Origin of the sequence: Wolbachia endosymbiont (group B) of Dolichovespula media, from assembly GCF_947179505.1 — a bacterium.
In the GTDB taxonomy this organism is placed as follows: Bacteria; Pseudomonadota; Alphaproteobacteria; order Rickettsiales; family Anaplasmataceae; genus Wolbachia.
The window spans coordinates 88,530-103,472 of sequence record NZ_CAMXBR010000002.1 but is presented as its reverse complement, the minus strand read 5'-3'; the positions used below and the strand labels follow the sequence as shown (position 1 = coordinate 103,472).

Here is a 14,943-nt window from a genome sequence, read left to right as displayed (position 1 = left end):
TTCAAGGTCATAAGTCTCTACCAGACTACTTTCCTCAAGCCTTTAGCTCCTCAAATACTTCTCTTGCTCTGTTTAAAACAGAATCAGGAAAACCAGCAAGTTTTGCTACATGTATTCCATATGACTCATCTGCAATGCCTTCAATTACTTCATGTAAAAAGATGACTTCTCCTTTCCATTCTTTTATTTTCATACAAAAACATTTCACATCTTCTAAGTATTCACCTACTTTAGTCAATTCATGATAATGAGTTGCAAAAATGGCGCGGCACTTATTTATGTTGTGAATGTGTTCAATCACCGCCTGTGCAATAGATAATCCATCATATACCCCTGTGCCCCTACCAATTTCATCAAGTATCACCAAGGAACGATCTGTTGCCTGATTTACTATCGTTGCTGTTTCGATCATCTCTACCATGAAGGTAGAATAACCAGCTGTTATATTATCTGTTGCACCAACCCTGCTAAATATCTTGTCAATCACTCCTATATGCGCACTCTCTGCTGGCACAAATGACCCCATGTGAGCTAAAACTGCAATGAGAGCGTTTTGCCTCAAAAAAGTGCTTTTTCCCGCCATATTAGGCCCAGTAATTAGATGTATACCAGCTAAATTGATGCTATTTGAAATGAATTTATCGTTAACTTCAACCACTGGATGTCTTCCACTACAGATATTGAACTCTTTACTGTCATCGATAATGGGTTTTACGTAATTATTTTGCACTGCAAGCTCCGCAAACGTGGCTCTAATATCAAGTTTTGCCAAAGCATTTGCAGTAAGAGCAATTTTTTCAGATTCTTTAGCGACTTTACTACATAGTTCACTAAAAATTTTCACTTCTAAGCCGATTGCAGCATCACGTGCCGTAAGAATTTTATTTTCTAGTTCTTTCAATTCATTAGTAGTATAGCGCATGCTATTTGCTAAGCTTTGCCTATGAATAAATATATCCGAAGTTATTTTGTGATTTGCCGACACTTCAACGTAGTAACCAAGTATATTGTTGTGTAATATTTTGAGTGCAGCAATGCCAGTTAGGTCGCGATAAGACTCACGGAGCTTAGTTACCAACTTGTTACTGTTGTTCAATATATAATATAATTCGGATAATTCTTGATCATATTTTGGATTGATAAATCCTCCTTCTTTTACGGAACTGAGGTTGTTATCAAGTATAGCACTGTTTAGAAGCTCGAATAGATCTTTATGATTACCAAGACTTTTATGTATTGTGCTTAGTTCACTTTCGTTACTACTTATCACCTGAGTAGTAGACTTTTCTCTGTTCAAGCATTGGAATGACATCTGAGAGTTAGCTGCCGGTTCTTCACTTAAACAATAATTATGCAAGGTAGACAGAAACTCAGATAACTCTAAAGTTTTTCCTAGGCCTATTTTTAATAGGTTCATATCCTTTGGCGAACCACGTCCTAGTATCAAGCGCGATAAAGACCTCTCAATATCCGGAATGTTAGATAATATCTCTCGTATTTTTCTACGTGGCTCATAATTATTTACAAAAAATTGAGTGGTGTTGAGCCTCAAATTGATTGCCTTGGAGCAAGCAAGTGGTGAAGCAAGCATTTGTTTGAGCAGGCGTCCACCAGAAGCTGTAACTGTGTGATCAATAACTGAAATTAGTGAACCTTTCTTTTCACCAAATTGAGTTGAGAATAACTCAAGATTTCTCCTTGCTGAAGCATCAATAAGCATGAAATTTTGTTGCTTATAGGTTTTCGGGAATTCAAGCCTTGGAATGGAGCCCCTTTGTGTTACTCTGACATATTCAAGCAGTGCACCGCACGCCATGATTTCTACTTTGCTGAAATTTCCTATACTTCCAAGTTCCCTGATTTTATAAAACTCGCATAACGTTCTGTGAGATTTACTATACTCAAAAAAACTCTGTACGTGTTGTGTAATTGATATTTTATAATTTTTTAAAATCGATCTAATTTTTTCGTCCTCAATGAATTTTTCAGAAATTAATAATTCTCTTGGTGATATACGCAATAAATCACTATCTAGAGCTTTCAAACTCGTTAAAGTGTGAAAAAATTTTCCCGTCGATAATTCAAGCCAACTAATAGCATATTCGTCATTTTGTTCAACTATGGATGCGAGATAATTATTGCTTTTATCCTCCAGTAGTGAATCTTCTATAATTGTACCTGGAGTTACAACTCGCACTACATCACGTTTTACTATGGATTTATAGCCCCTCTTTTTTGCTTCATCAGCAGTTTCTAATTGGTCACAGATTGCTACTTTGAATCCTAAATCTATTAGCTTGTGCAGGTAAGACTCACTACTGTGTGCTGGCACTCCACACATTGGTATTTCTTGTCCATTTGAATTGCCCCTCTTGGTTAGCACTATATTCAGCAATTTCGCAGCTTTAATAGCATCATCGAAAAACAATTCATAAAAATCGCCCAGTCTATAAAACAATAGATGATCCGTGTATTGAGCTTTCAAATTTAAATATTGCTCCATTACAGGGGTATTTTTTTCTCTTATTAAGTTCATAACATTTTTAAATATGTTAGCAGTAAACCACTTACTCTGGTGTTGGTTATTTTATTATGGATAAATAATTTTTTTTAGCTATAGTACAAAAACAAATAGTTTGAGGTATAATTATGGAATATGAACGGTTGTTAAAAATATTAAGGACAATAAGTGACTTAAATGAGAACAATATAATCGAAAGGGTAAAAGAGGAATTGGAAAAAGAAGATTCAGACACGTATAAAAAGTGGCAAGATAATGAATTTAACATAAATTATACATTCGATGATCAAAGTACATTGTTACATATAGCTGCTAGAAATGATCTTGTAAAGATAGCAGAGCTTTTAATAAAAAAAGGGGGTAATGTTAATACAGCAGATCAAGATGGATGGAATCCTTTACACTTTGCTGTTGCAAGTGGCAGTATAGGAGTGGTAGAGATTCTCATAGCAAACGGGGTTAATGTTAATGTAGCAGATCAAAATGGGTTTACTCCTTTGCATTGTGCTGCTCACAATGAAAATAAAGAGATAGTAGAACTCCTATTAGACAAGGGGGCTAATGTTGATGCAGTAAATCAAAATGGGTGTACTCCTTTGCATTGTGCTACTATCAATGGACATGAAGAAATAGTAGAACTCCTATTAGAGAAAAGGGCTAATGTTGACGTAGCGGATGAATACGGGCGTACTTCGTTATGCTGGGCTATTAGAAATGGCTATTCAGAAATAGCAAGAATTCTACTTGAAAACAAAGCAGATCCTTTATTGGGACATAAAAGTTTTAACACATTAAAGCTTTTGATTGAATTAATAAAAAATGATTTTAAGCACTCTAAGAAAGCAGAAGAAACACAGCAACAAGAAGATGATGAATATGAATTGATTAAATACTCGTTGCTACTTCGCAATGACTGCTCCTTAACGGATGTTGTCGAAAGAGGTGCATTTGGCAAGCTGATATCTACGTGGCTTGTTGACATATCCAACTTAACAGAGAGTCAGAAGGAGTTGAATAAAAAATTCTTAAGTACTTTTAAAGACTTTCCACATGTTACTTATAAGGATTATAAGAACGATGTTGAAAAAATTAAAAAATTTTTACTAGATCATAAAAGTAATCAAGATCTAAAAACCATTCTCAACCTTAAAAGAGGAGAATCTAAACTGACAATACTGCATATTCTATCAAGTATGGAATGTAGCAATTCAGAAGAATGCATAGATTTACTGTTGAATTCAGGCGCTGATCCTAATGAAAAGGACGACACAGGAAGAACGCCTTTGCATTATGCTACTCGTTCTGGTCATTGTGATACAATTATCAAATTGCTTCTAAGGAAAGGAGCTAATCTTGATATAAAGGATAAAAAAGGTAAAACCCCAATAGAATTTGCAGTTAATAATCCCAACCTTAATATTAAAGAGTACTTTTTAACTGATGATGTTATTTATGGAACTTTTCGTAAAAAAACTCAAGTTGACTATAATGGAAAAAAGTATTTGTGCAAAAGTGTAAATCTATGGGGAGAGGATTTTCTACTAGATGAGCAAGATCCAGATAAATATTTTTGTAAATTAGATGAAGTTCAAGACATAAATCAGCTAGAACAGGTTGTAAATGAAGCTATAAAATCTAGGGTAAGGTTCAATCTTACTTGTGAGGGAAATATATATGAAAATACTTATGAGAGTAAGTATAATTTTACAGATTATGTAATAAGAAGAATTAGTGAATTAAAGATTTTTCAAGGTGAAAGGGACATAGAAGTTGCTAGTCGCATAGTATGTAATTTGGTAAAAAGAGGTGCAGTATTTGAAACTCTAAGTAGTATAATTGTAATTGATAAACTAGAGAAGTTTAAAGACCACAAAGCTAATCTTAAAGAAGCACGTAAAAGCTATATACATTACTTTCTAAGGTTTTTGGAAGCTGCAAAAAACGCAACTACTGGTAAGGTAAAAGAGGCAAAAATGGACAACTTCACTTTCTACTTGAAATACTCAAAGAATAGTATAGTCGAGGTTGCAAAAATCATAAATGGAACAGATGAAAGCACAGAATTTCGAAGAGACGTGATAGCAATCGGTGAAAGCGAGACAGAAATTTTAACAGAAGGTGGGGTAAGAAATTATACTGACCTTATAGGTAATATAGTACTGACTTTTCATACTGATTTGGGAAAAGTAGATGCTAGATTGTATTCTGATGTGCAAGATGAAGGAAAAATTATAGTAGAAGTGAGTAACAAGGAGGAAATATTGGAAAAGTTTAAAAATTATAAAGAAGAGTTAGGTGAGAACTGCTTGCTTGGTGGTTCTTCTGTCTACGACGCTATTAAGCAGGGATATTTTAAAAGGCCTGAGGAAGTAGATTCCATATATCATGTAAGCTCTTCATTAGAAAATATATCTTTATTGCCTATTGTACAACAGAACATAGAGAAAATTCGCTAGCAAGGTTAGTGTTGCTTAGCTTAAGTTTAAATTGCCAAAAAATGCAAACTTTATGATACTGAAGGAACTACTTTTTTGCTAGAAGGCAAAGCAGCAAGGAGCGAACCAAAAGCGATAAGAAAGGATCCAAGCCAGATTATAGACATTCCAGGTTTATAGTGCACTTTAGCTGCGATTTTGCTCTTACTCTTATCAATCTCTCCAATTACAACATAAATATCAGAAAATAAATTGTGGTAGATACTGCTTTCAACATTTTTCTGATCTTCCGCAAGGTAAAATCTATATTCAGGAGTTACTTCACCTAATATCTTATTATTCAGCAAATTCCTGATATCCATTGTACCCCTCACTGCATGGAAATTTTTTTCTTTTATTAGCTCAATATTTCGTAAAGTAACTTTAAATTTATTGACTGTTATGCTGTCTCCTATTCCCAAGTAGTTTTCTTTTTTCTCCTGCCAACCAACTGAATAAGATATACCAAGCACTAGAATTGCCACTCCAGCATGAGCAAGCATCATTGCATAGTAGGACTTAGAAACTCTTCTTGCTAATAAAATTGATTCACCAAATGCTACCTTAAATAAACAAATTCTTTTACTATATGCTTCTAAAACAAAGATTAATAATGCTATGGAGATGGTAATTGATAGCACAATCATTAGCTCCATGTGAAAGATAAACGGCAAAATAGCTGCAGCACTACAAAATGAAAATCTATATTCACGGAATATTGGCAATAGACTATTTCCCTGCCAACTGCAGTATTGCCCTATCATGGTGAGCACTAGAATAGCTAGTGCAATAGAGTTAAATAAAGAATTGTAATATGGTGCTCCAACTGAAATTAATTCACCGGTTAAATACTCAAGCACTGTAGGGTATAAAGTGCCAACGAACACGATGAAAAAGGCAGTGATGAATAATAAATTGTTCATCAGCATCATCGTAAGGCGTGAAAAGAATCTTCTACCTTCTGTCACTTGAGTAGCAGATTTCTTTTCAGATTCCAATATCGAATACTGGAAAGATGTGTGATTCTTTCTCGTAAACACTACAAATATTACTAAGCTACTGACTGTAATTACACCAAGTAGAGCTAATATATACAGTCCATATCTTGGGTCATCTGCAAACGTGTGCACTGAGGTAAGTATTCCTGAGCGGACTAGAAATGTTCCAGTCACACTCAATATAAAAGTTGTAAGCGTAAGTAAAATAGTAAAATTCCTTAAAGTATTGAAATTTCGTACAACGAGCAACAAATGTGTCAGCGCCACTGCAATTAGCCACGGCATCAAAGAAACGTTTTCCACTGGATCCCAAAACCAAAATCCACCCCAACCGAGTTCACGATATGCCCACCAGCTACCCAAGCTGATGCCCAAAGTGAGCAGCGACCAAGAAATAAGTACCCAAGGCCTGACAACTTTAGCCCAAACATTTCCTTCAGTATTTAAAATTAATCCAGCTATAGAGAGCGAAAAAGGAACGCTAAATCCAAGGTACCCCAAATATAATACCGGTGGATGAATAGCAAGGCCTATATCCTGCAATATCGGATTAAAACCCAGTCCATCTGTTTCAATGCCTGGCATTTTAGTGAAGGGGCTGGATTCAAGTAAAGTGAACAGTAAAAAACAAAAGCAAATCAAGCCTTGGGTGATAAGAGATATTTTTTTTAATTTACTACCATTAGTTCGTTCTGGTGTCATTCCAGTGCTTGACACTGGAATCCAGTTTTTATTACACTGCCATTTGATGTACTCATTTGCAATTAAATTGTCTGGATCCCAGTGTCTGGGCACTGGGATGACAGAAGGTATATAAATATCCATTAGTAATAAATACATGACAAGCACTAAGGTCCAAAGCAACATAGACCCTTCTTTATTTCCCCAAACACCACAAATCTTATAGATCAAAGGTTTTGTTGTGTGTGAGTGGTAATATACGTTTTCAAGTGAGAAATCATTTTTAATGTGGCAGTAGATCAAAATAGCCATTGATGCTGACACAAAAAAAAATATGGCAGAGGAGACGAATCGGTAAGAACTAAACGGTAGAAACAAATACGTTAAAGATAACAAACAGGCTACCAATAACAATATATTCCCAAATTCAGGCATAAGATTCATATAATGATATTACTAATAATAAATTGGGAGTTAAAGTTTTAATATAGGAACAAAGTTAATCTTCAATTATATTAATAGTAAGTAAAAATTAATCATTAAGCTTTTATACTTTATATTATATAACATTAATATTGTGAGGTAATATTATGGGCACAACTAAGATTAGTGAATTTCTATTCAATATAAAAGGTAAAGTGGCAAAACAACATGCTGAACCAATAATTGAAAAAAATCTCTATACTATTTTAGGATTCAAAGATGTAGAAGATTTAGAACATAAGACAAGTAAGTCCGTTAACAAAAAAATTTGGCAGCTATTTATTGATTGCTTTACAAAGGAAATAGATTATGTAGCAACTAAGCAAGTTGTAAAAAACGTTGTTTGTAATATTGCCAAAAGTGCCCAAGGCAATGCTTTTACTGAAGCTGAAAGCTTAATCTTAAACGAAAAACAAGATAATAAAAAGAGAGAAAGAGCGATTAAAAAAGCTACTAGTATTTTAAAAAAAATCAATCCAGAAAAAGCCTTCAATGAACTTTCAGTAATAAAAAAACAAGCCGAAGATTTTTTACAAACCGATTTTTATAAGGCGCAGAGCAAACCACTGCCAGGATTTGCTACATCTGGTGCGCAGCTTTTTGCGGAAACTTTGAAATATATAGAAACACTAGAAAAATTATCAGAAGTTAAAAAGGAAGATTTAACTAAGAGTTTCCTATTAAATTATATTAGTTCACTGAACAAAAAGTATCCTAAATCACAAGGTAAAAGGGAAGATGCTATACGAATACTATCAAGCGATGAGTTGAAGAATTTTTATAATAAAGGTGTAGAGGAAGGAATACTACAACCGCTGGTATCATATAAAGAATGCAGAAATCTGTATGATAAAATGAGCCAAACAAAGAATGAATGTATAATCAAAAAAGAAGATCAGGTGAAAGCAAGTAAGTCAATAACCAGTATAATTAGTGACATAAAAAAATGTAGAGAAGCAGTCCTTAATTGCAAAAATTTTCAGAGCTCCTACATAAAGGAAAAAGCAGAACACCCATTTAGAGGCACCTCATGTCAAAAAATGATTGATATATATCAAGAGGGAATTGCTGGATATCAGGAAAAAATTCGTCAAAATCTAAACCAAATAAGAGCAATATTAAAAGATACGCCGCAAGATGTGGAAGAATTTAAGGAAATAATCAATTGTGTGCATGAAGCAGAGCAGTATGATGAAATTTTTGATTCGGCTTTAATTTGTTTATCGAACATACAGAATAAGCTAGATATTCAACCAGAAAATTCCCTAACAGAACTCAGAGCTTCACAAATTAACGTTGAAATTGAGCTAACTAGGCTCTGTGAACAAAATATTAGAGTAAGCATGTGAGTGCTTCAACAAAATTCAAAAAACCAATAAAGACCTCATAAGTCTTATCAAAACAGGAGATTTCTAATAGTGGCAAATACCATGTATTTCTTTCAATTTGCCACTATTACGCCACCTAAATCACACATTGTCTTCCAGAAGGAAAATTTTTGTTCCACTGGCAACCACCTCATGTATAGCTTTACTTCCATAATAAGAAAAATGGCAAAAGCAATTTTAGATCTACTCTAATAAAAGCCTATTTTCCTTGAAACTAAAATAGCTACTAAATGTGATAATAATATGATCTATTAATTCTATTCCTATGCTTTTGCAAGCTTCTGCAAGCTGTCTGGTGAGAAACATATCGCTACTTGAAGGTTGTATATCTCCACTTGGGTGATTGTGGGATATTACAATCGATGTTGAGCCAATCAAAAGAGCACGTCTTATGATCTCTCTAACGTAAATAGGAGTTTGATCTATTGTACCAAAGTTCTGCAGATCTTCCGCTATTAGACGATATCTTTTATTCATATAGATGACGCGAAAATTTTCTTTATTAAGGCTTCCTATACTTACTTTTAAATAATCAAGCAAATTTTCCCAGTTATTGATTATAGGTAGGTCCTTTACTTCTTCTCGTGCAGAACGAACAAAAGCCTGTTTAACACAAAAGATAGCAGATATAGCTGCATTACTAACTCCTTCGATATTCTGCAGTGCTTCTAAATCGGCATTAAAAACCTTATTCAAACTGCCGAAAATTTCTATCAAATTCTTTGCTACTGGCTTTACATCAATTCTACTATATGCTGAATATAAAATGTGTTCTAAAATCTCATAATCAAGTAATGATTGTCCGTTATCTGAAATAATTCTCTCTCTTAGGCGCTTTCTATGACCTTTTTTGTAATCTTTCATTATTCATGAATTGCTTATCTCTTATAATAAGAAATTGAATTTTTAAGTAAAATATTTAATAAAATATATGAAGCATAATTGTAAATTTTTGAAGACAGCAAATGAAAGTAGCCCCTCTCTTGTCATCTCCTATTCCCTCCTTCTTGTCATTCAAGTAGCCTCTATCCCAGTGTCCCTTCTATATACCATCCCAGTGCTCCTTCTATGTCATCCCAGTGCTTGACACTGGTTTCTTACCAACAAAAACCTAGCATAACTTTTGTGCTCAAAAAATTTCCAGCATCAAGTGCTGGCCTGAAGCTTTAGCTGTAAATGTTAAGAAATTTACCAAGCGAAAAAAAGGCAAAAAAATCCCCGTGTAACGAGTTTTGACCCTATAATAATGTAAATTGGCGCTATAATAATGTGCTAACGCTTAAAATAAGCGCGTTTTGCCTGAATGTAGAAAAAATAAAAAAGACATGCAACCGCTATAATTTTTATGTAATTTGCCAATAAATATCTGAGTTTTTTACTGAATTTTTGTTATTGAACCCGCGCGGATCGAAAACAAGGATAAATACTCTTATTGTCATAAGAAGGGGGCTGGCGCAGTTTGTCAAGGAAGTTTTATGCGAGAGATCTATTGAAATGCTCGTGCAAAATCATACTATTAATTAGTACACTATAAATTTAAAATTATAAATATGTTAAGCAAATTAGTAACTTTGCTATTAATTTTTATATTTCCTTTTTACTCATACTCATATCAGTTTAGAACCAAAGCAAAGCAAGCAATTGTCTTAGATTTAGCTTCAGACTCGTTCATTTTTGAACACAATTCCAGGGAAAAAATGGCCCCATCTTCAATGAGCAAATTGATGACTTTATATGTAGCTTTTGATTATCTAAAAGCTGGAATAATAAATATGGAAGATAAATTTCGAGTGAGCAGAAAAGCGTGGGAAAGAAAAGGCTCTTCTATGTTTTTGAAAGAAGGTCAATTTGTTACGGTAAAAGAACTACTTGAAGGAGTTACAATTGCCTCAGGTAATGATGCATGCATAGCGCTAGCCGAGGGTATTGCAGGATCAGAGGAGAATTTTGTTGCTGAAATGAATGAAGTTGCACAAGATTTAAATCTTAATGATAGTCATTTTGTTAACTCAAGCGGGTGGCCAGATGAAAACCATTTTATGAGCGCAAAAGACTTGGTAACACTGGCAAAAAGAATTTTCACCGATTTTCCTGAATACTATGATTTATTCTCTGAACAATATTTGACATATAATGATATTGTACAAAAAAATAAAAATCTTTTACTTTTCCATGATATTGGAGTTGATGGTCTAAAGACAGGTCATACAAGTGCTGGTGGTTATGGCATTATAGCATCTGCAAAACGGAACGATAGGAGAATTTTTGCTGTTGTGAATGGTTTGGACACCGAGAAAGAGCGAATAGAGGAAGCAAAAAGACTAATACAATATTCCTTAAATCATTTTAATACCAAGAAAATATTTGCTAAGGATAGCGTAGTTGAAGAAATAAATATTGTTTATGGAAAAGATAAAAAAGTGCCCGTTACAGTTGCAAACGATGTTACCATAACTTATAACCGCAGATTACATGATAAAATTAAAGTGCGTATTGAGTATAAAGATATGGTACCCGCACCAATTAAAAAAGGTCAAGAAGTGGGCAAAATTTTTGTAGAAATACCTGGTACTGAGCAAAAAACTATACCTGTTTATGCAGCAAATGATGTGCAGGAATTGAGCTATATAAAAAAAATTTTTAGAAAGTTGTTTTAATCAGCAAATGTAAGTTAAGGAGACCTGAAATACTAATCTACTTTCAACCTCTCAGCATGTAAACTGCGTGGTAAAGATTCCAACTCTTTTGCAGCAGTGAGTTCTTTATTTTTTGCATGTATACCAAGCTTATTGAATTCTCGGGCAGCAGGAAACACTCTTGCCTCAAGCGAACCAGCAGTTTTATTGTAATGATCAACAGCACTTTTTAAGCTTCTGCGTAAATTATCAAAATTTTCGCCCATTGTGCAGATTCGCTCATATAAAATATGGCCTAGTTCACTTATTTTCTTTGCATTTTCAGCTATTATCTCTTGCTTCCACCCATAGGCTACTGCCCTAAGTAGCGCGATTAAAGTGATTGGTGTTGCAATAATTACTTTTTTTTCTATTCCAATTTCTATCAAAGCTGGTTCACATTCTAGTGCTGCGCTGAAAACCCCTTCTCCTGTTAAAAAAAGCACCACAAACTCTGGCGTATTTTCAAATTGGTTCCAATATTCCTTTCTGCCTAGATTATTTATATGTTTTTTTATTGCCAGAGAATGATTCTTCAATTTTTCCTTTTGTATCTGTAAATCATTTTGCGACATAGCATCCATGTAAGAATCAAGTGGTACTTTAGCATCTATTATTATTTGCTTTCCTGATGGCATTTTTACTATTAAATCAGGACGTAACAAATTGTCCTCATTTTTATCAATTACTGAGGCTTGAGTAAAAAAATCGCAATATTCAATCATTCCCGCCATCTCTATCACTCTTTTGAGCTGCATTTCACCCCACTTACCTCTAATGTGAGGTTTCCTCAAGGCGTTAGCAAGGCTAGAAGTTTGGTTCATTAATGCTCCAATTTGCTCCCTTAAACCTTCGTAGGCCCCTACCCTCTCTTTCTCTAGCTCACGTATTTCACTGTCGAATTTTTCTAATTTTTCTTTTATTGGAGTGATAACTTCGTTGATCGTTGCTTGCCTTTTTTTGAAGTCACTTTCTGTTTCTTTTAGCTTATTATCGATCACTTCTTTTGCTAAGTTCAGAAAATTATTATTGTTTACCTGAAGAGCATCAAGAGAAAGTGCTTTAAAAGTGTTCGTAAGCCTCTCCTCTGCTTTTGTTAGTAATTCTATTTCCTTTTTCTTTTCTTCACGCTCTTTTTGAAGAATTACTTCAAGTTCTGCGTTCCTCACTTTCAAATCAACTATTTCCTTATTTTTATCTACTAAAGCCTGTTTTGCCTCTTGAAGTTCATGTGCTACTTTAAGTAAATTCTTCTCAAGATTCTCACTAAATTTTCTGTTCTTTCTTACAACAATATAGAGAAATAGTAGTAAAAAAAGGAAATTCAATACAAAAGCTATAGAATTGAAAAGCATCAGAACACAGAAAAAACCGCACTCACAATACTATCTAATTTTTTTATATATAAAAAAGAAAAAAAGAGCACCTGAAGAGATGCGCTTACTGAAGGGCTTGGTTTGCTAATTAATAACCGTTTTCTTCTACACTTGGATTAGTAACAGAATGTCTTTTTATTGAAAATCTTATGTAATAGTTATTTTTATAATATCAAATAGCACATATATTAACAACTCAATTTTACTCTCATTATTACAATACTTACATACCAGTTACTTCACTAAAAACTTAGCTTCAATCCGGCCAAAAGCACATATCCGGAGTTATTATCTTCCACTGCAAGCTCCTTAGTACTAAATCTTACAATATCAAAGTAATATGAAGTACCAACAGCTAATGGATATTCAAGACTGAAAGCCTGTGATGTTAATTCGTTTGTACCTTTGTCTGCAATATCCCTAACACTATTAAAATATGTTAAGCTCACTTTACGAGAATCAGAATGATAAGCAATACCTGCATTTACATAATGCATATTATTTGTTTCATGACTACGCTTCTCACCAGATTTACCACCATTCCCGTACGACAAAATGCAATCAAGTTCAAAAAGCTTTAGTTTCACACCAAAATTCCAGTGTAGTAATTGATTATGACACTGAAGATCGCTAGAATTTTTGTTTGTACAGTCAGTTAAATTTTCCCTTGCAAATTCGCCAGTCAAAGCAGTAGTAAAATTTATTTCATCTGATAGGGCATTTTTATAGGAAAGACCAGCGGCTATTAAATTATTATATTGTAAATTATTTTTACCTGGAACATAACTGAATCCAAGTTGAAAGTTATGAATTTCAGGAGAAATATAGTTTATCATTGGTTGTTTTAACTTCAGCTCTAGTCCATTATAGTCGCTGTAAACATTGGGTTTTACCCAAAATACCTTGTCCTTATCGTACCCAGAGTCATCATCTTTTTTTCCATTACCGCGCAGATTTGCATAGTTTGTCCAATGACCATTTATTCCCCCAGCAGCTGTATAAATTTTTGAAGTGTTAATTAACATACTCTGACTAACTAAACTTCCTTTACCATATTCAAATGATCCAAACTCCTGATTCTTTATGACAAAATACCACTTCTCCATTTCTAACTTTTCTATGTCTAGTGCCTTTAAGTTTGCAATACCAGAAACTCCTGCCTTAACATCAAAACCCATTTTAGTATTTGGATAAACTTGCTGTAAATAAAGCAAGCGCAGGTCTGAATAACTTGAGGTCTTGTCTTTGGTAGAGCTAAAAGAATCTCTATTGAAAGCGTAGCCAAATCTTAAATCTACTTTTCCATCTAGTTCTACATAAGACATCTCCTTATCCAGAATTACCCTAGCGTTAGCACTTCCTCCCACGAGTAATGATAAAAACAGTGTGATTAGTAACCTCATAGGTAAGCTTAAATTCTTAATATAAGCTTAACAGAAATAAAAAACAATCCTTATATTGTGTAGAACTTAGATACTACAAACCAATTAATGACAAAAGCGTTTAAGCATTCTTCACACTATGCTTTTGAATTATATTTCCATAAATAATTGATATACTTGGTAGTTTTCGCTTTAATAACTGCTTATTAATAGCAGAGCGTATACGATTCACTATTTTAGACGTGTTTTTTGTACCACAGTTCATCAAAATAAAAAGTACCTTATTCTCATCAATAAATCCCAAAAAATCATCACTACGGCAATTTTTATAAAAATGCCCTATGATAACGTTCAATGGATCGTTCGTCTCACTCAATTTACTATTGAAGCCTATTATCCCTATAACTGCATTAATTTGATATTCAAAGGCAAAATTTAATACAACATATAACTCAAAAATAGTGGACTCATTGTCTGGTATGTTAAACAAATTGTGGTTTTTATATTTTTTACCTATCAGGTATTTATCCCTAAACATTCCTAGCTTATGAAACAGGCTAATGTCACGTATTAATAGCTCATAATTAATCTTGCTATTAGTAAATTGCGTTGTGCGAAAAACTTTTACCTTTGTTTTTATATCTTCTCCTTTAGCGTCGATTAAAGAAAAGCCTATCACTTTTGGCAATATATCGGGCAAATCGCGCCCATCTTCAGTATACTCCAAATAGCTTTTCATATCTTCAGCTGCTCTTTTACTTAAAATATTGATTAACGGCTTATTAAGTAAATTCTCTTCCTCACATTTTAATAAATTCCTTGCAGCTTGATTGAGTCCCAAGATTAATACGTTCTTTTTCTCATTATCCTGACAAACAGATATCACAGCATCATCTTTCCTTCTTTCAGTTATAAAATCTTCCATATCTTCTCACATATAACGTATTTATAAGTATAATAAGATT

9 protein-coding genes are annotated in these 14,943 nt (G+C 33.7%); 3 read left to right on the top strand and 6 right to left on the bottom strand.

Translation table 11 applies throughout. The annotated features are described in order from the left end of the window. Nucleotides 1-34 precede the first annotated feature (34 nt). On the bottom strand, nt 35-2,536 hold the full coding sequence (gene mutS, locus OM967_RS01625; protein ID WP_264337459.1) for a DNA mismatch repair protein MutS: 2,502 nt from the start codon (nt 2,534-2,536) through the stop codon (nt 35-37). Between the two features lie 113 nt (nt 2,537-2,649). On the opposite strand from mutS, the gene OM967_RS01620 reads away from it, so the two are divergent. Next, entirely contained in the window at nt 2,650-4,977 is a 2,328-nt protein-coding gene (locus OM967_RS01620; RefSeq protein WP_264337458.1) for an ankyrin repeat domain-containing protein, read from the top strand. Between the two features lie 50 nt (nt 4,978-5,027). On the opposite strand, the gene OM967_RS01615 is transcribed toward OM967_RS01620, so the two are convergent. Then, the gene (locus OM967_RS01615; RefSeq protein WP_458694663.1) at nt 5,028-7,109 is read right to left on the bottom strand and encodes a heme lyase CcmF/NrfE family subunit; all 2,082 of its coding nucleotides are present in this window, start codon (nt 7,107-7,109) and stop codon (nt 5,028-5,030) included. A gap of 155 nt (nt 7,110-7,264) precedes the next feature. Here OM967_RS01615 and OM967_RS01610 point away from each other — a divergent pair, with 155 nt between their 5' ends. After that, nucleotides 7,265-8,506, top strand: a complete 1,242-nt coding sequence (locus OM967_RS01610; protein WP_211908146.1) for a hypothetical protein — start codon at nt 7,265-7,267, stop codon at nt 8,504-8,506. A 222-nt stretch (nt 8,507-8,728) separates the two neighbouring features. On the opposite strand, the gene radC is transcribed toward OM967_RS01610, so the two are convergent. Continuing rightward, a complete protein-coding gene (radC, locus tag OM967_RS01605; RefSeq protein WP_211908145.1) occupies nt 8,729-9,409 on the bottom strand; it encodes a RadC family protein in 681 nt (226 codons plus the stop codon). Nucleotides 9,410-10,095: 686 nt separating this feature from the next. Here radC and OM967_RS01600 point away from each other — a divergent pair. Further along, complete coding sequence (locus OM967_RS01600; protein WP_250119957.1) at nt 10,096-11,202, top strand: D-alanyl-D-alanine carboxypeptidase family protein; 1,107 nt, start codon at nt 10,096-10,098, stop codon at nt 11,200-11,202. Between the two features lie 32 nt (nt 11,203-11,234). Here OM967_RS01600 and OM967_RS01595 read toward each other — a convergent pair whose 3' ends face one another. The 3 genes from OM967_RS01595 to OM967_RS01585 form a co-directional block, all read right to left on the bottom strand. Further along, on the bottom strand, nt 11,235-12,575 hold the full coding sequence (locus OM967_RS01595; protein WP_211908142.1) for a DNA recombination protein RmuC: 1,341 nt from the start codon (nt 12,573-12,575) through the stop codon (nt 11,235-11,237). 263 nt (nt 12,576-12,838) lie between these two features. After that, nucleotides 12,839-13,999 carry a porin gene (locus OM967_RS01590; RefSeq protein ID WP_211908140.1) on the bottom strand — a complete coding sequence of 387 codons (1,161 nt, stop codon included), beginning with the start codon at nt 13,997-13,999 and terminating at the stop codon, nt 12,839-12,841. A 100-nt stretch (nt 14,000-14,099) separates the two neighbouring features. Then, nucleotides 14,100-14,903, bottom strand: coding sequence for a hypothetical protein (locus tag OM967_RS01585; protein ID WP_264337455.1), 804 nt, complete (start codon nt 14,901-14,903; stop codon nt 14,100-14,102). Nucleotides 14,904-14,943: the final 40 nt, after the last annotated feature.